Here is a 20,188-nt window from a genome sequence, read left to right as displayed (position 1 = left end):
TCATAAGCTTCTCGCTCGACTTGCATGTGTTAGGCACGCCGCCAGCGTTCGTCCTGAGCCAGGATCAAACTCTTAATAAAAATATTTATTAATCGTTCTAATAAATTCTGACTTAGTTTGCTAGCTTCTCGCTTGCATTTTCCATTATTACCTTGGTTTTCTTTAAACTCATTTAAAAAATTTCAAGGACCATCATATTGTTTAATTTTCAAAGACCGTCCTCGCTTTTTATCGCGAGGGAATTTTATTGTATCACTGTTACTCTTTCTTGTCAAGCACTTTTTTTAACTTTTTAAAAAATACTTTCAAGTTTCGTGACGCAACTATTACAGTATATCAGCATACTTTCATTTTGTCAATACCTTTTTTTAATTTTTTTAAAAATTTTTTAAAGTATTTACTCGCGTTTCGCAACAGCTTTTCTATAATATCACTATTATTCCTTTTTGTCAACACTTTTTTAAAAAATATTTTAATTAATTATTATCTATAAGATTTTGTATCTTATCTACTATATAGTTTGTTATAATAGTCAGGTCTTTTTCCCCTTCAAAGAAACCTGCCGGGATAGGATCTCCGTAAACAAGTTTTGTTTTTTTAAACAAATGAGGTTTACCAATAACTGCACAAGGCATAACACCACAACCTGTTTTCTTTACAAGAAGTGCCATACCATGTTTTGCCTCACCCATTTTACCTGTTTTAGAACGTGTACCCTCAGGAAATATAATTAAAGAATTCCCGTTTTTTAAAACCTCAATGCCTTTTTTCATGGCACCTATATCCCCTGTTCCTCTTTTTACCGGGATAACATTCAACTTTTTTAAAAGCCATCCTAAAACAGGAACTTTTATAAGTTCTTCCTTTGCAATAAAATGAAATTCCTTTTTTTTATTACACGCAATAAGCAATGGATCCATAAAACATATATGATTAGCACAAAATATGTAACCATTTTCTTCGGGAATATTATTAACCCCAACATACTCAATACGGAAAAGTATTTTTACAATTACTATAAGAATATTTCTTACAATCTTATAAAAACTCATTTAAACCCCAACCTTTTTTATGCACAAATTATATATCTTATCAACCGTTTCTTCTAATGTCAGGTCGCTGTTATCTATAAGCACTGCATCAGAAGCAGGCCTTAAAGGGTCAATTTCCCTTGTAGAATCGTTATGGTCACGGAATTTTATATCTTCAAGTATTTCATCATACGGAACTGTTTTGTTAAGTTCTTCATATCTTCTTTTTGCTCTTTCTTCGCAAGATGCAGTTAAGAATATTTTTATATCAGCATCAGGGAAAACACGGTTACCTATATCTCTTCCGTCCATAACAACATTTGTAGTTTCGCCCATTTTCTGTTGCATACTGACAAGTTTAACTCTTACTTCTTTTATTACTGCAACTTTAGATGCATAGATTGAACCTTCGGGAGTTCTTATTTCCTTTGTTACATCTTCGCCATTTAAGTAAACTTTTTGTGTTTCATCCTCGTATTTTATTTCTATATTTATGTTATCAAGGTGTGGCACAACATCTTCCGGCTGAAGATTATTTTTAATACAATACACACCGACAGCGCGGTACATTGCGCCTGTATCAACATATATAAAGGATAATTTTTTTGCAACAATTTTTGCTGTAGAACTTTTTCCTACTCCTGCAGGTCCGTCTATTGCGATTTTATAAGTTTTCATAGTATTTTTCTCCTTACGTTATATCTAACAATTTATTCCAGCGGTATAACCTGTAGAAAAAGCAATCTGAAGATTAAAGCCGCCTGTATATGCGTGAACATCTATGATTTCACCTGCAAAAAAAAGCCCTTTTACAAGTTTGGATTCCATTGTCTTAGGATTGATTTCTTTAACATTTATTCCGCCGTCAGTTACAATTGCTTCTTCGATATTACCCTTTGATTTAATTTCAAAAGTTAAATTTTTAAGAAGTGATATAAGATTTTTTCTTTCCTCTTTTGTTATCTGGTTAACTTTTTTAGATGGATTAATCCCTGACAGTTCAACTATAACAGGTATCATTTTCTTAGGCAGCAGTTCTGAAAGCGCATTAGAAAAATCCTTATTTGTAAATTTAGAAAAATCGCTAAGAACTCTTTTTTCCAGTTTTTCAAAATCCAAAGCAGGTTTTAAATCAATTATAAGTTTGTGTTTGCTGTTATCATTTACAAATGAAGACATAGAAAGTATAACAGGCCCGCTTACTCCGTTTTTTGTAAATACCATTTCTCCAAAATCAGAATACAGTTCTTTTTGGTTTTCGTCACTGAGCATTACTTTTACATTTTTTAGCGACAATCCCTCTAAAAGGCTCGGATACTTGCTATTTAAAATAAGAGGGACGAGTGCAGGTTTAAGTTTGGTAACAGTATGCCCATTTAATTTTGCAAATTTATAACCATCCCCTGTACTGCCTGTAAGAGGATATGAAAGGCCTCCTGTTGCAACAACAACACTTTCACACTCTATTACTTTCCCATCTGCTAATTTTACACCTTTTACAACATTATCTTTGACAACAATCCCTGTTGCCTTAACAAATATTTTATCTACACTTTCGGTATATTTTTTAAGTCCCGAAAGGATATCATTTGAACGGTCGGAAACAGGAAAAATTCTTTTTCCCCTTTCCTCTTTTAAAGGAATGCCATAGTTTTCAAAAAAATCTATTACATCTGTATTCGTAAAATTATAAAATGCACTATATAGAAATCTCGGATTTCTTACAACGAAGTCAAAGAACTCGGAAATATCTGCTCCGTTAGTAACATTACATCTGCCTTTTCCGGTTATAAGAAGTTTTTTCCCCAGTATATTATTTTTTTCAACAAGCACGGTTTTCTTACCTGATAAGAAGGCTGTGCCTGCTGCCATTAAGCCTGCAGGGCCTCCACCGATAACAACAACATCTGCCATCATTTATCATATACCTCATATTCATCCCAGATATTTTCAAGTTTAGTAAATGTATTGGATATTTCCTCAGGTTTACTCATAGCAATAGCAACAATAATTGCATTTATAAGACTTAAAGGTGCAACTAAGGAATCGGCAAAAGATGCCATATCACTTCGTGCAATAAGAGAATAATCTGCCACAAGAGTAAGAGGCGACATATTACTGTCGGTAACAGCAACAATTTTGCTGCCATTCTTTTTTGCATATTGCAAAGCATTAAGTGTTCTTCTTGAATATCTTGGAAAACTTATACCTATTATAACATCATCTTTTGAAATATTTAATATTTGTTCAAACATTTCGCTGACACTGTTTGTATGAATAAGTTTAACATTATCAAACATAAGATTAAAATAAAAACCTAAAAAACTTGCCAAAGATGCAGAACTGCGTACGCCGACAATATAAATTGTTTTTGCTTTTAAAATTGTCGAAATAGCATTATTAAACGCTTCTTTATCAATATTTATAAGTGTTTTTTTAAGTTTATCTATATCTGAATTTATTACATTGTCAAGCATATCTTCTTTCGAAAGTGTTGATGATGTTATCTCTATTCTCTGTATAGATGTAAGTTTACCTGAAACGACTTCTCGAAGTCGTTTTAAAAATTCAGGATACCCTTCAAAACCGATTTCCACAGCAAAACGAACAACAGTTGAATCGCTTATTCCAACTGTTTCGCCTAATTTAGCTGCAGTCATATATGCAACTTTATCACTGTTTTTCAAAATGTAATCGGCAATTTTTTTATGACTTTTACTAAACGAAGAATATTTATTTTCAATTAGTTTCAGCAAATCTTTATCATTATTCATCTGCCACACTCCCCATACTGCACATAGAGGCTGTTATAAAATTATAACAGCCTTTATATTGCATGTATTTATTAATTTGAAATTTTTATTTCCTGCCAGATTTCCGAATATTTCTTTGTAAGTTCTTTATCAAATGAGAATATTTCAAGATTATTAATTTTAGTAATATCAGGATATCTCATTTTATCGTTTTTAACATCATCGGAAAGTTGCTCCTTAACTTCGCCTATAGGTGTTGAATATTCTATATAATCGACATTCATTTTAGCAATATCAGGACGGCACATAAAGTTAATAAATCTTTCGGCTTCAGCCTGATGTTTAGACGTTGTCGGAATTACCATGGCATCAAACCAAAGGTTAGAGCCTTCGGAAGGAATAGCATACGCTAAGTCTTCATTTTGTGACATACAATAGTATGCATCTCCTGACCAGACAACTGAAAGTGCCGCTTCAGCATTAATCATTTTATCTTTAACTTCATCTCCGCAGTATGCAAGTACTAAAGGTTTTTGCTTGATAAGTGCTTCCTTTGCTTCCTTTAGTTCTTTTTCATTACCACTGTTTAAAGAATAACCGAGCATTTTAAGTGTAATCCCCAAAGTATCTCTTTCCGTATCTAACATAAAGATATTTTTAGCATATTTTTCATCCCATAAGATTTTCCAGCTTGTAACATCTTCTTTAACAAGAGATTTGTTGTATAAAATACCCATTGTACCCCACATATAAGGCACGCTGTACTCTTCATTTTTGTCATAATCAAGACCTTTGAATTCAGGAGATATTTTTTCATAGTTAGGAATGTTTTCAAAATTAATTTTATTCAAAAGCCCTTCTGATTTCATTTTCTCTATCATATAATCTGAAGGAAAAATTACATCATAATCAGAACTTTTATTTGCAACCTTAACATACATTTCTTCGTTTGCATAATATGTTTCATAGTTTATTTTAATATCAGGATTTTCCTCTTCAAATATATCAATAACATCTTCGTTGATATAATCACCAACATTATAAATATTAAGCTGAATCCTGTCATCAGGCTGACAAGCAGTAAAAATTCCTAAAACCATACTTAATACTAAAATTACAAATAAAACTTTTTTCACTTTAACTATCACCTTTCTAACTTACTTAGTTTTATAAAATTAAAAATACATCAATTTTTTTAACTAAACAATACATTTTTTGATTTATCTTTGCTTGAACGTTTATTAACTATAAAGAGTAACACTATAACTACTATAAACATAATCGTAGAAAGAGCGTTTATCTTAGGATTTAGTCCCCTCTTTGCCATTGAATAAACATATATCGAAAGATTTGAAACACCGTTTCCCGTTGTGAAGAAACTAATGATAAAGTCATCAATTGACATTGTAAAAGAAAGCAGTAATCCATTTATTATTCCCGGCATTATCTGCGGAATAATTACTTTTCTAAAAGCGAAATAAGGTTTCGCCCCTAAATCAAGCGCCGCTTCATATATATTTTTATCAAGTTGTGCTATTTTTGGCATTACCGATAATATCACGTATGGGATATTAAAAGTAATGTGTGAAAGTAGCATTGTCGTAAACCCTCTTGGTATTTTAAGAGCCACAAACAATATCATAAGAGATACACCTGTTACTATATCAGGACTTACTACCGGGATATTGGTAACAGTATTAATCATTGCTCTTAAAGATTTTTTCTTAAAAGCATTTATACCAAAAGATGCGGCAGTACCTATTACACATGCAATTAAAGATGATATAATCGCCACAGCAACTGTATAATAAAATGCTGAAAGCAATGCGGAATCTTTAAAAAGTTCAACATACCATTTAAACGAAAAACCGCCCCAGTTACCTCTGGACTTGGACTCATTAAATGAATAAACCATAAGTACCACAACAGGTAGGTATAAAAACATAAAAATCACAAAAAGATATGTTGACTGAAAAAAGTCACCAATTATTTTTTTACCTTTACGTTTCATTTTATCTTACCTCCTTTTTTTGATTCAGAGGTATCTTTTTCAAAGAAGTTTGTAATCCCCATTGAAAGAAGAATAACAACAATCATAATTATCGAAATTGCAGAACCAAAGTTCCAGTTATCTGCAACCAAAAACTGATTTTCAATAAGGTTACCTATTAGCATATAATGGCCTCCGCCAAGCAGTTTGGAAATTATAAAAGTTGTAACAGCAGGTAAAAATACCATAGTTATTCCCGATATAACTCCCGGAATACTAAGAGGCAACGTTACTTTTTTAAATACTGTCAAGGAATTTGCACCCAAGTCTTCCGCCGCTTCAATTATGCTGTTATCTATTTTTATAAGTACGGAATATATAGGAAGTATCATAAATGGTAAGAAGTTATATACCATACCTAAAACTACTGCACCTGATGTGTATAAAATATTTACATTAGGTAAATTTAGATACGACAATAAATTATTTAAAACGCCGTTTTTCTCCAAAATTGTAAGCCATGAATATGTTCTAAGAAGCATATTCATCCACATTGGTAAAATGAATATCCAAACCAAACCGCTTTTTTTCGTTCTTCGTTCTCTTCCTGCAAGTATCATAGCAATCGGATATCCAAGTGCCAGACATATAATTGAACTTATAACTGCTAAATAAACTGACCTTAAAAATATATTAAAATAGTCAGTATCAAGAAGTTTCTGATAGTTTTCTAAAGAAAAAAATATTTCCCCGTCAATACCCGCTATCTGAAAACTGTATATAAGTACCAGAACTATCGGTACAAGTACAAATATCAACATCCATAAAAGATGAGGATATACCAAAAACTTTTTGAACAACTCTCATTCCTCCGCGTTTTATTTTTTCATAATATGAATATCAAACGGCTTAACACTTAAGCCTACTCTTGCTCCTTCAGGTTTCATTATAGTATTATGGATAGTCCATCTGTAATCCCCTGTATTAACTATCATTTCATAATGAACACCCTTGAATGTAACCGATTCAACAACACCATTTAATGTATCAATACCTTCATCGCCTATAATAATATCTTCAGGCCTTATCACAACATCAACATTTTCGTTTATAGCAAAACCTTTATCAACACATTCAAAAACTCTTCCTAAAAATGTAACAACACAGTCCTGATTCATTATGCCGTCTATTATATTACTTTCACCAATGAAATCAGCAACAAAAGCATTTTCAGGCTCGTTATATATATCGACAGGTTTTCCTATCTGCTGAATTTTACCTTCTCTCATAACCACTATGGTATCTGACATAGTAAGGGCTTCTTCCTGGTCGTGAGTAACATATACGAAAGTAATACCAAGTTCCTTTTGCATATTTTTAAGTTCTATCTGCATTCCCTGCCTTAACTTCAAATCGAGTGCAGCAAGAGGTTCGTCAAGAAGCAAAACTGATGGTTCATTTACTATGGCTCTCGCTATTGCAATTCTTTGTTGTTGACCGCCGCTTAAAGAATCAATGCTTCTGTCGTAATAATTTTTAAGGTTGACAAGTTCTAAAACTTTCATAACCTTTTTATCTATTTCTTTTTTATCAATATTCTTAATTTTAAGACCAAAAGCAATATTATCATACACATTCATATGCGGAAAAAGTGCATATTTTTGAAAAACAGTATTAACAGGCCTTTTATACGGAGGTATACTTATTAAATCCTTACCCTCAAAAAGAACCTTACCTTCAGTCGGCTCTTCAAAACCTGCTATAATACGAAGAAGAGTTGATTTACCACACCCTGAAGGTCCCAGTAAAGTAACAAACTCATTTGAATCTATATATAAATTTATGTCACTAAGCGCCTCAGTAACATCAAACTGTTTAGATACATTCTGAAATTCTATTAAATGATTTGACAATATTTTCACTCCCAATCTTCAAAAAATACTTTTAAATTACTCCCTAAGCTGTTTAGTATATCGTTAAGCGTAGCAATAGACGGAGAGGCAAGATTTCTCTCAATCTGTGATATAAACCCCTTTGTTAAATCACATCTTTTGCCAAGTTCTGTCTGTGTAAGATTATTTTTAGTTCTTAATTCCTTAAGTTTACTGCCAATATCCATAAAATTCTCCGCTTCCGTTTTTCATAATTACAAAAAGTTTAGTATTTCTAAACTTGCATAGCGTAATAATTATATAATTATTACGGGGCTATGTCAATATTTTTTTAATAATAAATTATTTTTTCTTTTCAATTTTTTTCTTATTTCCGTCTTTATCAACTATATAGACGTTGTCAAGGGTATTTAACATACCCTGTTTAAACTGTCTTATATACTCTTTGCGAAGATTTTCCTGTTCTTTCTTTTCTTCTTCGGAAAGTCCCTCTTCTTTGGATTTTATTGATAAAAAATTTATTCTTTTTATAAGTTCTTCAGTCATAATATACTCCTATATTTTTTCTAATTTTGCAAAAGTTGCCATAAGTTTCTTTTCTTCCCCTGAATCAAAAAGAATGGTTACTTTATAGTCACTTCCAAGTTTTAAGATCTCTTTAACTGTACCCTGACCAAATTTCAGATGAGAAACTCTGTCCCCTTCCTTATAGGAAATTTCAAAAGGTTTAACTTCAGTTTTATTAAAACTTGTAATAGTTCTCGTGTAAGACGGTACATAATTCGACTCAAAACTAAAGGTTTCTTTAGGTTTAGGTTTTTCAATGTTTAAAAGATTTGGAGGAATTTCTCCTATAAATCTTGACTGTCTTGAAAACATAGTATTACCAAAAATAGTTCTTGTGCTTGTAACTGTAATATACAGTTCTTTTTTAGCACGGGTAATAGCAACATACATAAGTCGCCTTTCTTCCTCAAGTTCCTCCGAAGAGCCAAAAGAACGGCTCGACGGAAAAATCCCCTCTTCCGCGCCTACTATAAATACGACATCGAACTCAAGACCTTTTGCAGCATGCATACTCATAAGTACAACGGCATCTTCATCATTATCATAATTATCTATATCGGATAAAAGTGCCATATTTTCTAAAAATCCGCCAACTGAAGCGTCTTCTTCGTTTTCCTTATATTCCTTTACCATAGTTAAAAGTTCTTTAACGTTATCTGCTCTTGTTCTTGATTCGATACTGTCTTCTTTATTTAACATATCAAGATAGCCTGAACCGTTTATAACAATTTTGGCATACGCTTCTATGTCGGAAAGTTCAACTCTGAAATCATATATCAGTTTAACAAAATCCCTTAAAGTTTTATGATACCTTGAAAGTTCATCGTAAACTTCAATCTTTTCACAAACTTCAAACAAAGATATATTCTCATCATTTGCAATCTGCGTCAGTTTGTCAATGGCAGTTTTGCCTATACCCCTTTTAGGCTCATTTATTACTCGTTTAAAACTTATATCATCTTTCCCGTTAAAGCCAACTCTCATATACGCAATAATGTCCTTTATTTCCTTACGGTCAAAGAAACGAAGACCGCCAACAACTCTGTGAGGAATTGCGTTTCTTAAAAAACATTCTTCTATTGCACGGGACTGAGCATTCATTCGGTAAAGAATTGCTATATCGCTGTACTTATGCCCATTATAAACATACTTATCAATAATTTTGCCGATTTTTGATGCTTCTTCCCTTTCATCCGAAGGGTTTAGAAGATTTATTTTCTCGCCTTGTGAATTTTCGGTCCACAATTTTTTATCTTTTCTCTTTGCATTATTCGCTATTACAGCATTGGCACCATCCAAGATAGTTTTAGTTGAACGGTAATTCTGCTCTAATTTTATAACTTTCGCATTATCAAACTGCTTTTCAAAAGACAAGATATTTGAAATATCTGCACCTCTGAATTTATATATACTCTGGTCATCATCACCTACAACACACACATTTTTACTTTTTTCGCCAAGCAGTGATATTAACATATACTGAATTTTAGAAGTATCCTGATATTCATCAACAACTATATATTTAAACCTGTTCTGCCATTTTTCTAAAACTTCTTTTTCGCTTTTTAAAAGATGAACTGTCATATATAATAAATCATCAAAATCAAGTGCATTAAATTTCTTTAACTTTGCCTGATAAAGTTTATATACTTTTTCAACCTGTGAGGCTATATAATCTGAACCTGCATATTTTGAAACTTCTGCAGGTGAAATATATTTGTCTTTAAAAGATGAAATATATGACATAAAAACTTTATGGGAAATAACTTTTTCATCTATATTAAGTTCTTCCATACAGTCTTTTATAAGAGTTTTCGAGTCCATAGAGTCATATATTGCAAAAGATTTATCAAAACCAAGTTTATCAATATCCTGCCTTAAAATTTTTACGCAGGCAGAGTGGAAAGTACATATCCACATTTTATCTGCAATATCTCCAGAAAGATTTTTTATTCTCTCTCTCATTTCTCCCGCCGCTTTATTGGTAAAAGTTATGGCAAGGATATTGTAAGGGTCAACAGGATTATATGATAAAAGATTATCCGTATAAAAATCAATCTGTTTAGTTCTTAATCTTTCCAAAAGTTCTTCTGTAAGATTAGACGGAAGATAATCTGTGTTGTAACTGTCCCCATACTTTATCATATAACTTATACGGTTTGTGATAGTGGTTGTTTTACCGCTTCCTGCACCTGCAAGAATTAAAATGGGACCTCCCACAGTGAAAGCAACCTGTCTTTGAATATCATTTAAGTGCGAATATTTTTTTTCAAGTATTTCTTTTTTAAGTTTAGTAAATTCGTTTAACATTTCTTCTTCCTTTTATAGATAGTTAAATAAATGCGTGTAAGTTTCTGACATAATTACCTCTGCGGGTAAGTCTTTTAGTAAATCAATAAAAGTTTTCATTGCAACATTTTCAGTTTCAAAATGCCCCGCATCAATTATTGCGATATCGTTTTCAAGTGCATCAATTCCTATATGATGCTTAACCTCTGATGTAATAAGGCAATCTGCACCCATCTTTTTTGCCTCATATAAAAAGTCTGCACCAGCCCCTGACACAACTGCGACTTTATTTATCATTTTATCGTTATTACCTATATATTTTATATTTTTTAGATTCAGATTATCTTTTACTTTATTTAAAAATTCTTCTAATGGCATAGGATTTATACTGCCGATTTTCCCTAAAGAAAACTCCTCTTCGGTAAGATTTTTAGCATCATAAAGTCCAAGTATTTTTGCAACGGTATCACTTGTTCCGCCATTAACTTTATCAAAATTAGTATGCAAAGATACAAGGTTTATATTGTTATTTATAAGTTGTTTAATTTTATAACCCATTGATGTATTAAAATCAATATTCTTTATACCTTCAAAAATCAAAGGATGATGGGTAATTATAAGGTCGGCATTTTTATTTATAGCCTCAAAAACTACACTTTTAGTACAATCAAGTGCTACAAGAATTTTTTTAATTTCTGCTTCCCTATCTCCTATAATAAGCCCGACATTATCCCATTCTTCTTTAAGATAAGAAGGTACTGTTAATTCAAGAATATTAATGATTTCTTTAAGTTTAGGCATAATATTCCTCCAACTCAGCCAAAATGTTCTTAAGTTTTTCTACTTCATTTTCATCATATTTTTTCGCTTTTTTCAAATTAGTTAAAACACGTTCTATTCTTTTTATATTTTTTTCTGTATATATCTTAAACTGTTCATTTTTTTCAAAATTTTGAGGGTTTCCAAAATTTACAAAAGATTCTTTAAAATAATCTTTTGTTTCTTTTTTCGGAACAACTTCCATTATGTTATAGATTTTTTCTCCCTCTATCGCTAAATGCTCATTTTTAATAGAAAAGTTATTATTTATAAGATATTCTCTTAAAATATCCTGGGAATTCATAGGCTGGAGAATAAGTTTTTCTGCACTTTGAGCCTTTATGTAACTTTCTTCCAATATATCCTTTATTAAAATTCCGCCCATTCCTGCAATGATTACAGTATCCGCTTCGCCCGTTTCGCAAGGAACAAGCCCTCCGCCTAAACGAAGTTCAATTTTTTCTAAAAGTCCTGCTTTTTGTATATTGGCTCTTGCGTTATTAAGAGGTCCTTTGTTTATATCACAGGCAATAACTTTTAATGCTCTTTTTTCCGTTATTAAAGATATGGGAACATAACCATGGTCAGTTCCCACATCTACTGTGATTTTTGAATTGTTAACAAGATTTTTTATCGTTTCAAGTCTTTTTGTAAGCATTATTTTACTCCAAATAACCTTTTTGCATTTTCCATACTTAACTTTGCAATATTTTCCTCGTTGTCCCCTCTTAAATCTGCAATTTCTTTTACAATATATTTTAAATTAAAAGAGTTGTTTCTCTCTCCTCTTTTAGGAACGGGAGCAAGATAAGGGCAATCGGTTTCTATTAAGAAACGATCAGACGGAACATATTTTGCAACCTCTTTAACATACTTTGCATTTTTAAAAGTAACAGGTCCTGCAAAAGAAACATAGTATCCTTTATTTAAAATAATTTTTGCAGTTTCAACACTACCCGAAAAGCAATGAAAAACTCCAATATTATCTCTTTCTAAAATTATATCAAGAGTATCCTTTACTGCTTCTCTTTCGTGGATTACGACAGGCAATTTAAGTTCGTATGCTAAATCAAGATGATTTGCAAACTCTTCTTTTTGCCTTTCTCTTTCCGAGTTGTCATAATAATAGTCAAGACCCGTTTCGCCTATTGCAACTATTTTTTCATTTTCACAAAGTTTTCTTAAAATATCATAATCGGACATTTTAACCGAGTCTGCATCGTGAGGGTGCACACCTACTGCACCGTAACAAAACGGAAACTTGTCTGCTAACTCTGCCACTTTGTACGAAGAAGGAATATCATATCCGATATTCATAATATGGGACACATTCCCCTCTTTATTTAAAGACATAAGAAGTTCATCACGGTCTTCGTCAAATTTTTCGTCCATATAATGAGCATGTGAATCAAAAAATTCTAACATACTATCGCACCTGAATTAACAGATTTATCGATTTCTACAATTTTAATCTGTCCGTTATCATCGGTTGATAAAATCATTCCTTCTGACATTATGCCTCTTAATTTAACAGGCTTTAAGTTAGCAATAATAACAACGTTTTTACCTATTAAATCCTCAGGTTTATAGAATTTTGCAATACCTGAAACAATGGTACGTGTAGCACCACCAACATCTAAAGTAAATTTAAGAAGTTTATCTGCTTTTTCAACCTTTTCACAATTTAATACTTTAGCAACTCGCAAATCAAGTTTTTCAAAATCTGAAAACTCAATTTCTTCCTTAAATTCAGGAAGTTTTACTGAATTTTTATCTATTTCTTTTTCTATTTCTTCTAATTTTTTCGCTTCGTCAATTCTTGCAAAAAGCGGAGTTCCTTCGCTTACTTTATGACCGTTTTCAATTGCTCCGAATGTTAAAATGCTTTCATAGTCATATTCTTTTACATTAAGCTGAGAAAGAATGTTTTCTGAGGTTTCAGGCATAAAGGAAGAAAGAAGCACAGCACTTATTCTTATTGTTTCAATTAAGTTATAAAGACAAGCGTTAAGTTTATCTTTATCTTCTTCATTTTTTGCAAGTACCCAAGGGGTTGTTTCGTCAATATATTTATTACTTCTTCTTAGTAAGTTAAATATTTCAGAAAGTGCATCACTTACTTTAAATTCATTCATTTTGTCAGTAACATTTTTTACAGTTTTTAATGCACATTCTTTTAAATCGCAAGAAAATTCATCTTCATAAGAAGATTTGGTAACTACTCCGCCGAAATACTTATTAACCATTGCAATTGAACGGTTAACAAGATTTCCCAAAGTATTGGCAAGTTCGGAATTATATCTTGCAATTATATTATCATAACTGATTGTTCCGTCCTGCGCATAAGGCATTTCCGAAAGAAGATAAAATCTTATTCCGTCAACACCAAAATGACGAACTAAATCATCGGCATACATAACATTACCCTTTGATTTACTCATTTTATCATCCCCTGATAATAACCAAGGGTGACCGAAAATCTGTTTCGGCATAGGAAGGTCAAGAGCCATTAACATAATCGGCCAGTATATAGTATGAAATCTTAAAATATCTTTACCTATAACATGAACATCGCAAGGCCAGTTTTTATTAAATAGTTCGGATGGATTTTCAGGGTCGTAACCTAAAGCAGTTATATAATTTGAAAGTGCATCAATCCATACATATATAACATGACCATCGTCAAATGTAACAGGAATACCCCATGAGAATGATGTACGTGAAACGCATAAGTCCTGAAGCCCTGCTTTTAAGAAATTATTAACCATTTCTTTTTTTCTTGATTCAGGCACAATAAAGTCAGGATGAGTTTCTATATATTCAATGAGTTTATCTGCATACTTACTCATTTTAAAGAAATATGCTTCTTCTTTTGTTAAGGTTACTTCCCTTCCGCAGTCAGGGCATTTACCGTCAACAAGTTGAGTTTTTGTAAAGAAGGATTCACAAGGTGTGCAATAATGACCTTCATACTCGCCTTTATAGATATCCCCTTTTTCATAAAGTTTTTTAAATATTTTCTGAACTGTTTCTTTATGCTTAGGATTAGTTGTTCTTATAAACTGGTCATAGGTTGTGTTCATTAAGTCCCAGATAGTTTTTATTTCATCTGCAACATTATCAACATATTTTTGCGGGTTAATTCCCTGCTTTTCGGCTTCTAACTGAATTTTTTGACCATGCTCGTCAGTCCCTGTCAAAAAATATACGTCATAGCCTAACATTCTTTTATATCTTGCTATCGCATCGGACAACACAATTTCATAGGTGTTACCTATATGCGGTTTTCTTGAAGCATACGCTATGGCGGTTGTTATATAGAATTTTTCTTTCATTTTGACCATCCTTATCCATTATAATAATATATTAGTATTATTTTAACACTTTTTATAAAAATTAACAAGAGGTAAATTTAAAAGTATGTCATAAATTTATTATCAATGCAAAAAACAATTATTTCTATATTTTAAAAACGAAAAATAGTGTAAAAATAGTGAAAAAATAGTGGAAGTTTTATTTTTAATATGATATACTATAATTAGTAATAAATAAAAAGGATGATTTTATGATAAAGGTTTCTATAACAAATGATATCTTAAAAAAGATATCTACTATTGACGAAAATCGTTTTTTCATCAGAACAATCGAATTACCGCAATTAATAAAAAACAGGCTCAGGAAAAATTCTAAAAAGAAAAGTTCATATGCTTCAAACAAAATTGAAGGAAATCCTCTAACCGAGACGCAAGCATACGAGGTAATGGAACGAGATAAACATAAGCATTTTTTAAAACCTGAGCAAGAGATTAGAAATTATTTTCTTGCCCTTAATCTACTTGAAGAAAAACTTAAAACAAAAACCCCTTTTTCAAAGGAACTTATATTGGAAGTTCAAGAAATGGTTGAAAAGGGAGCATCAAAAGAAAAAATTGGTATTCGCGGTGCAATGCCGGCAGGAATGTTATTTGCAGTGTATGATTCAGAAAGTGGTGCACCTGAATATATACCTCCTCAACACACAGAAATCCCCACACTTCTTGATGAACTTGTAGAATATGTAAATACAACCGATGATCACCCACTTATTATTGCTGCAGTTGTCCATTATCAATTGGTCACAATACATCCTTTTGAAGATGGTAACGGTCGTACCGCAAGATTGATATCAGGCTATCTACTTGATTTATATGGTTATGGATTTAACGGAATTGGTTCTTTGGAAGAATATTTTGCATATAATTCTGATGAATACTATTCATCGCTGCAAATGGGGTTACCGGCACTTTATTATTCCGGCAGAGATAATCCACCGCACCCGGAAATCTGGATAAACTATTTTCTTCGTATGATGGAACTGTATTCCGGCAAGGTGTGCGAACTGTCAAAAGCATCTGCCGATGACAAACTGGATGGTAGTTTGTCATATCTTAATACAAAGGAAAAAGATTTCCTGGCGTATCTTATTGAAAGTCGTATGTTCGAATTTACACCTATAGAAGTAAGTAAAAAACTTGGATGTACAAATAAAACCATTATAAATCGCTGCGCGAAATTAACTTCAAATGGTTTTTTAATACCCAATATCATAAAAGAAAGAGTACGCTCATATTCTTTGAGTAACTTTTCAAAAAATAACGAAAAACAAATTCTCTCAAAGATTAAAGGATAATTTCAAAAATCCTCTTTGCCTTTTTATTTGGCAAGAGGATTTTTTGATTTTTAAGCTGCTGCATTCATATTGATACTTTCGATAACTTTGCGTATTCTCGCCCATACTGACAAATCGGTAAACACTTCGACTACACTTCCTCTGTCGGTAAATGGAGAATCCTGTAAAACAGATAAATCTTTCATCATTCCGTTGTGAACAATATATTCTACAATCTGATTTACAAAATAAATCTGTCTTGAATCAAGATTTGCATTATTAAGAAATTCAGAAAACGCTTCTTTTGCGGCATTCATATCGAGTCCTACAATTTCACGGACAAATTCGCCAAGCGGTTTTTCTCCATATTCAGCAGTATATTCATCCTTTGTACCGACCTCATTCCACAAAATTTTTTCAAGCATCAAAATATCATCTTTTGTAAGAGGTATATTGCTTTTCAATTTCGCAATCACGCTTTCATCCTGATGTTTTCTTACATAATATTCCGCTTTCGCTTTGTAGTTTTTGAGGTCATCACTTTCAAGTTCCGCTTCATTCCATTCTACAGAAAGAATATCATCAACAAAATGGGTTGTATATGTTGTTCTGTCAATAATTGGAATATATTTCATCAAATCACGAAGTGATGTTCTTATATATTCAAATTCGTTAATACCTGAATTTTCTACATAATCAGTATTGAGGATTTTATCAATAAGTTCCGATTTGGCAGCTATTTCAGGAATATTGGCAACGCTTGCAATAGCGGCAACTTTTTTAGCCAGATCTTTTCTTGCGCGTGTATATTTTTTCCCTATAAGATACGCAAGTTCAATTCCGTACATAAGCGCATCAAAACGAACTGCACTTACCTCATCTTCATCAGGATTGATAAGCGGTGCAAGTTCTTCACCCATAATAAGCGTATCTTCGTAAGTAAGTGCATTATAATTTTCTTTATTTGCATAAAGTTCAACATATTTTAAGTGTTGTTTAACTGCAAAATTATCTTTATTGAGTTCCTGAACCTTTGCTACCATTTCATCAATTAATGATTTTCTGAAAGCAATCAAATCCTTTGTTTGATATGCAATGTCTTGTAGCTTAAACGCAATTTGTGCTTTTAAGTTGAATATTGCTCCCTGTAGGGCAAGCTGATTTGCTGTAGGCTTTCCTTTATGCATTCTAAAGAAAGCAAAGTTATTACAAAAATCAAATATATAGAATTTCTTTTTATCCTCACCATCTAAAAGATTAGGACAAAGTCGCGTTCCCCTTCCTATCATCTGCCAGAATTTTGCCTTGCTCATAACCTTTTTAAAGAATACAAGGTTTAATACTTCAGGAACATCAATACCGGTATCAAGCATATCAACCGAAATTGCAATTCTTGGCAGCTTGTCACCCTCTGAAAATTCGTCAATGGCACTTTGTGCGTATTTTATATAGTTATCAATAACCTTTGCATATCCTACTAAATGAGGATACTCTTTACCGAATACTTCAAATATTTTCTCGGCATGGTCGTGGTTCTTTGCAAATATGATGGTTTTGCCTAAAGTTTCTCCGTAATTTACCTTTATACCGTCTGTCATTAAGGTGTGAAGCACCTGTTTAATAGTGTCCTCATTAAATATCCATTCATTAAGCGCCGTATTATTAATATGGTCAGGTAATTCCCCGTTCTCATCGGTAAACTTGTTTTCATATTCTTCTTTTTCTTCATCGGATAACTCATTATATGAGATACCTTCTTCTAAAAATTTAAGTTTTGTTTCAATGGAAATATAATCAACCAGATATCCGTCTTTTACCGCTTCAGCAAGTTCATATCCATAAGTAGGCACACCATTTTCAAGTTCAAAAATTTCATAGGTATTCTTGTCAATTTCATCTTTCGGTGTAGCAGTAAGACCAACCAAAGGAGCATCAAAATAATTAAATATATCTCTGTATTTGTTATAAATAGAACGATGTGCTTCATCACAAATAACTAAGTCAAAATGACCACTTGTAAAAAGTTTGCCCTCATCATCCTTTATTTCATCTATGCAGTTGTACATAGTCTGATAGGTTGAAAATACACATCGTGCTGAAAAATTATCTTTTTCTTCACATAAATTTGTAACAGATAAATCTTTATACAAATTTACAAAAGCACGCTTTGCCTGTGTTACTAAAGAATTTCTGTCGGCAAGGAATAGGATATTTTTAATCCAGTTATGTTCAGCCAGCACCTTGCAAAGTGCGATAACAGTTCTTGTTTTCCCTGAACCGGTTGCCATAACTAAAAGTGCTTTTCTTCGGTTTTTAATATCCAATGAATCGCAAACTGCTTTGATAGCACCTTCCTGATAATAACGCCCTGCAATATTTTTATCAACCATCGCATTTTTAAGGCTTGTCCTTGTCTTACGAAGATTGAACATCTTTTCCAAATCACGTTTTGAATATATGGTTGCAACTTTTCTTTCGGGATATCTACCATCATCAATCCTTGTTTCAAATCCGTTAGTTAAGAATATTACAGGTCGTCTGCCATATTGCTTTTCTAAAATGTCTGCATAAAGTTTTGCCTGCTGTCTGCCTTTTGATACATCAACACAAGTTTTCTTTGCTTCAATAACAGCTAAAGGCTTGTGAGTGTCATCATATAGAACATAGTCAGCATATCCAACTTCTGACTTGTTCGGCATTCCTGGAAGTTCAACTTCATTCTCCCATGTGTCATTTTCTACCCAACCTGCATCTTGTAGCATTGTGTCTATGTATATTTTTCTTGTCTTAAATTCAGATAAATCAAGAGGCTTTGGAACATAAGTCTGTTGCTGTTCGGTACGTCTTGCAGTAAGTTCATCTTTTAATGCCTTATTTTCAGCAACTAATTTCTCAAAATCAAGTTCCTTTTGCTTGTCAGGAACATCTTCACCTGGTTTTTCAAGAAGTGCTTTATCAAATGGTGTTATAATCTCATTATATTTTTCCGAGTAACAACAAGCCACAAAGTCCATAAATATGTAGAGATTTTCTACGCACAGCTTTGCTTGTTCAAGTGTAACTTTATTTCCCGAATGTGCCGCTTCGTTTCCACGCTTACGGATATAGGTCATTCGAAATAGCAGGTCACTACCAACGACATCACGAAATTCCTCGGTACTCATAAGTGCTACCAAGGTGGTGTCATAAGGCATTTCCAAATCCTTATCAACAGAATACATCCATTTTACCGCAAATTCCATCGCTCTGCGGCAGTTCACTACGGATGCTGCCACATCAATATTCAATATCTTTTCAGCAGAAATAGCCACATCGCTAAATGTGGCAAATTGCGGATCAGATTTTAAGAAATCAAAGTTTGTCATTTGTGTTTTCCTTTCTCAACATCACCAACAACTGTTCTATGAGTTTCAAGACAAATCGAACAAAAGCTCGTTCCTAAATGAGTCAATTCTATATGTCCCTCTACAAAATCGACTTTTGATACACTCTCTAATATTTCAAGTTCACTCTTTCTTCTGAGTATATATGGATGATTGGTTAGAGTTTCATACTTTCTTTTATCCGACAAGCACTCATCTTGTGGTATATTTACTAATCCCAAACGAGTTAAATTATCAACATATTTTTGATAATCCCCGATGTTTTCGCAGCCACAAAGTTCTGTTATATTTGTAAACAAATGTTCCACTACAACCGTCCCTTTTGGCTTCTTATGAACCCTAATTCCAATAACTGGGACAAGGGGGTTACTATGTAAATATCGCAAAATTTTTGCCTCATCAGGAGATAGTTGTTTTATAATTTCCACAAAACCCGGATGAACACCATTTTTTACAACCTTATTCATAGAGTTTGCAAGAAGGTTAGCATACATATCCCTGAGTTCTTCGTTATCCATGCAGTAGCTTATATATTGCAAAGTAGGTACTGCAATATAAGGCTCGGGGGATTCAATTAAATCGGGAGAAATGTTTTCTAATTTTTTCTCAAGCAACCTTTTTGTCTCTGCAACATTATATTCTTTTTGTAATATCCATTGTTCCAAAGGTGACAGAGCTGCTTTAATTGCACGCGGAACTAAACCCATTAATTCTCCTGTTGGTTTTGCTATTGGCTTTCCAGCATCATTATACGCATCTTTTGCTATTTCTTTCGCTACTTCCTTAGTAATATCTATCATCTCATTTTCACTCATA

Annotated in this window: 18 protein-coding genes and 1 rRNA gene; 1 reads left to right on the top strand and 18 read right to left on the bottom strand. The window is 32.6% G+C overall.

Annotated features, from left to right (window positions below; genetic code table 11):
• The 16 genes from E7419_05765 to metG form a co-directional block, all read right to left on the bottom strand.
• A 16S ribosomal RNA gene (locus E7419_05765) occupies nucleotides 1-80 on the bottom strand; the annotation flags it as partial.
• A gap of 396 nt (nucleotides 81-476) precedes the next feature.
• Nucleotides 477-1,052 carry a 1-acyl-sn-glycerol-3-phosphate acyltransferase gene (locus tag E7419_05760; protein ID MBE7014695.1) on the bottom strand — a complete coding sequence of 192 codons (576 nt, stop codon included), beginning with the start codon at nucleotides 1,050-1,052 and terminating at the stop codon, nucleotides 477-479.
• The gene (locus E7419_05755; protein ID MBE7014694.1) at nucleotides 1,053-1,709 is read right to left on the bottom strand and encodes a (d)CMP kinase; all 657 of its coding nucleotides are present in this window, start codon (nucleotides 1,707-1,709) and stop codon (nucleotides 1,053-1,055) included.
• A 24-nt stretch (nucleotides 1,710-1,733) separates the two neighbouring features.
• Nucleotides 1,734-2,945, bottom strand: coding sequence for an NAD(P)/FAD-dependent oxidoreductase (locus E7419_05750; protein ID MBE7014693.1), 1,212 nt, complete (start codon nucleotides 2,943-2,945; stop codon nucleotides 1,734-1,736).
• Nucleotides 2,945-3,805: a MurR/RpiR family transcriptional regulator gene (locus tag E7419_05745; GenBank protein MBE7014692.1), complete on the bottom strand. Its 861-nt coding sequence runs from the start codon at nucleotides 3,803-3,805 to the stop codon at nucleotides 2,945-2,947. Before E7419_05745 ends, E7419_05750 begins: the two co-directional genes overlap by 1 nt.
• A 71-nt stretch (nucleotides 3,806-3,876) precedes the next feature.
• The gene (locus E7419_05740; GenBank protein ID MBE7014691.1) at nucleotides 3,877-4,920 is read right to left on the bottom strand and encodes a spermidine/putrescine ABC transporter substrate-binding protein; all 1,044 of its coding nucleotides are present in this window, start codon (nucleotides 4,918-4,920) and stop codon (nucleotides 3,877-3,879) included.
• Between the two features lie 59 nt (nucleotides 4,921-4,979).
• Complete coding sequence (locus tag E7419_05735) at nucleotides 4,980-5,795, bottom strand: ABC transporter permease (protein ID MBE7014690.1); 816 nt, start codon at nucleotides 5,793-5,795, stop codon at nucleotides 4,980-4,982.
• Nucleotides 5,792-6,634: an ABC transporter permease gene (locus E7419_05730; protein ID MBE7014689.1), complete on the bottom strand. Its 843-nt coding sequence runs from the start codon at nucleotides 6,632-6,634 to the stop codon at nucleotides 5,792-5,794. The genes E7419_05735 and E7419_05730 overlap by 4 nt, the downstream gene beginning before the upstream one ends.
• 18 nt (nucleotides 6,635-6,652) lie before the next feature.
• A complete protein-coding gene (locus tag E7419_05725) occupies nucleotides 6,653-7,687 on the bottom strand; it encodes an ABC transporter ATP-binding protein (GenBank protein MBE7014688.1) in 1,035 nt (344 codons plus the stop codon).
• 5 nt (nucleotides 7,688-7,692) lie between these two features.
• On the bottom strand, nucleotides 7,693-7,893 hold the full coding sequence (locus E7419_05720) for a helix-turn-helix transcriptional regulator (GenBank protein ID MBE7014687.1): 201 nt from the start codon (nucleotides 7,891-7,893) through the stop codon (nucleotides 7,693-7,695).
• A 115-nt stretch (nucleotides 7,894-8,008) separates the two neighbouring features.
• Entirely contained in the window at nucleotides 8,009-8,215 is a 207-nt protein-coding gene (locus E7419_05715) for a DUF896 domain-containing protein (protein ID MBE7014686.1), read from the bottom strand.
• 6 nt (nucleotides 8,216-8,221) lie between these two features.
• The gene (locus tag E7419_05710) at nucleotides 8,222-10,543 is read right to left on the bottom strand and encodes an ATP-dependent DNA helicase PcrA (protein ID MBE7014685.1); all 2,322 of its coding nucleotides are present in this window, start codon (nucleotides 10,541-10,543) and stop codon (nucleotides 8,222-8,224) included.
• Between the two features lie 12 nt (nucleotides 10,544-10,555).
• On the bottom strand, nucleotides 10,556-11,323 hold the full coding sequence (locus tag E7419_05705) for a Nif3-like dinuclear metal center hexameric protein (GenBank protein ID MBE7014684.1): 768 nt from the start codon (nucleotides 11,321-11,323) through the stop codon (nucleotides 10,556-10,558).
• Nucleotides 11,316-11,999, bottom strand: a complete 684-nt coding sequence (locus E7419_05700) for an SAM-dependent methyltransferase (GenBank protein ID MBE7014683.1) — start codon at nucleotides 11,997-11,999, stop codon at nucleotides 11,316-11,318. Before E7419_05700 ends, E7419_05705 begins: the two co-directional genes overlap by 8 nt.
• Nucleotides 11,999-12,766: a TatD family deoxyribonuclease gene (locus tag E7419_05695; protein ID MBE7014682.1), complete on the bottom strand. Its 768-nt coding sequence runs from the start codon at nucleotides 12,764-12,766 to the stop codon at nucleotides 11,999-12,001. The genes E7419_05700 and E7419_05695 overlap by 1 nt, the downstream gene beginning before the upstream one ends.
• Nucleotides 12,760-14,676 carry a methionine--tRNA ligase gene (gene metG, locus E7419_05690; GenBank protein MBE7014681.1) on the bottom strand — a complete coding sequence of 639 codons (1,917 nt, stop codon included), beginning with the start codon at nucleotides 14,674-14,676 and terminating at the stop codon, nucleotides 12,760-12,762. The genes E7419_05695 and metG overlap by 7 nt, the downstream gene beginning before the upstream one ends.
• Nucleotides 14,677-14,906: 230 nt before the next feature.
• Here metG and E7419_05685 point away from each other — a divergent pair, with 230 nt between their 5' ends.
• Nucleotides 14,907-16,010: a Fic family protein gene (locus E7419_05685; protein MBE7014680.1), complete on the top strand. Its 1,104-nt coding sequence runs from the start codon at nucleotides 14,907-14,909 to the stop codon at nucleotides 16,008-16,010.
• Nucleotides 16,011-16,060: 50 nt separating this feature from the next.
• Here E7419_05685 and E7419_05680 read toward each other — a convergent pair whose 3' ends face one another.
• Together E7419_05680 and E7419_05675 are read right to left on the bottom strand one after the other, a co-directional pair.
• Nucleotides 16,061-19,354, bottom strand: a complete 3,294-nt coding sequence (locus E7419_05680; GenBank protein MBE7014679.1) for a DUF4145 domain-containing protein — start codon at nucleotides 19,352-19,354, stop codon at nucleotides 16,061-16,063.
• A complete protein-coding gene (locus E7419_05675) occupies nucleotides 19,351-20,187 on the bottom strand; it encodes a DUF4393 domain-containing protein (protein ID MBE7014678.1) in 837 nt (278 codons plus the stop codon). Before E7419_05675 ends, E7419_05680 begins: the two co-directional genes overlap by 4 nt.
• Between the last annotated feature and the right edge of the window lies 1 nt (nucleotide 20,188).

The sequence above is a fragment of the Oscillospiraceae bacterium genome, assembly GCA_015068525.1.
GTDB lineage: Bacteria > Bacillota > Clostridia > UMGS1840 > HGM11507 > SIG450.
The sequence above is the reverse complement of the archived record's forward strand: the minus strand, read 5'-3'. Positions and strand labels throughout refer to the sequence as shown.

Excerpts from the sequence above, each read along its gene's own strand:
- E7419_05760 (MBE7014695.1), bottom strand. The coding sequence starts at position 1,052 with ATGAGTTTTTATAAGATTGTAAGAAATATTCTTATAGTAATTGTAAAA.
- E7419_05755 (MBE7014694.1), bottom strand. The coding sequence starts at position 1,709 with ATGAAAACTTATAAAATCGCAATAGACGGACCTGCAGGAGTAGGAAAA.
- E7419_05750 (MBE7014693.1), bottom strand. The coding sequence starts at position 2,945 with ATGGCAGATGTTGTTGTTATCGGTGGAGGCCCTGCAGGCTTAATGGCA.
- E7419_05745 (MBE7014692.1), bottom strand. The coding sequence starts at position 3,805 with ATGAATAATGATAAAGATTTGCTGAAACTAATTGAAAATAAATATTCT.
- E7419_05735 (MBE7014690.1), bottom strand. The coding sequence starts at position 5,795 with ATGAAACGTAAAGGTAAAAAAATAATTGGTGACTTTTTTCAGTCAACA.
- E7419_05720 (MBE7014687.1), bottom strand. The coding sequence starts at position 7,893 with ATGGATATTGGCAGTAAACTTAAGGAATTAAGAACTAAAAATAATCTT.
- E7419_05710 (MBE7014685.1), bottom strand. The coding sequence starts at position 10,543 with ATGTTAAACGAATTTACTAAACTTAAAAAAGAAATACTTGAAAAAAAA.
- E7419_05705 (MBE7014684.1), bottom strand. The coding sequence starts at position 11,323 with ATGCCTAAACTTAAAGAAATCATTAATATTCTTGAATTAACAGTACCT.
- E7419_05700 (MBE7014683.1), bottom strand. The coding sequence starts at position 11,999 with ATGCTTACAAAAAGACTTGAAACGATAAAAAATCTTGTTAACAATTCA.
- E7419_05695 (MBE7014682.1), bottom strand. The coding sequence starts at position 12,766 with ATGTTAGAATTTTTTGATTCACATGCTCATTATATGGACGAAAAATTT.
- metG (MBE7014681.1), bottom strand. The coding sequence starts at position 14,676 with ATGAAAGAAAAATTCTATATAACAACCGCCATAGCGTATGCTTCAAGA.
- E7419_05685 (MBE7014680.1), top strand. The coding sequence starts at position 14,907 with ATGATAAAGGTTTCTATAACAAATGATATCTTAAAAAAGATATCTACT.
- E7419_05680 (MBE7014679.1), bottom strand. The coding sequence starts at position 19,354 with ATGACAAACTTTGATTTCTTAAAATCTGATCCGCAATTTGCCACATTT.
- E7419_05675 (MBE7014678.1), bottom strand. The coding sequence starts at position 20,187 with ATGAGTGAAAATGAGATGATAGATATTACTAAGGAAGTAGCGAAAGAA.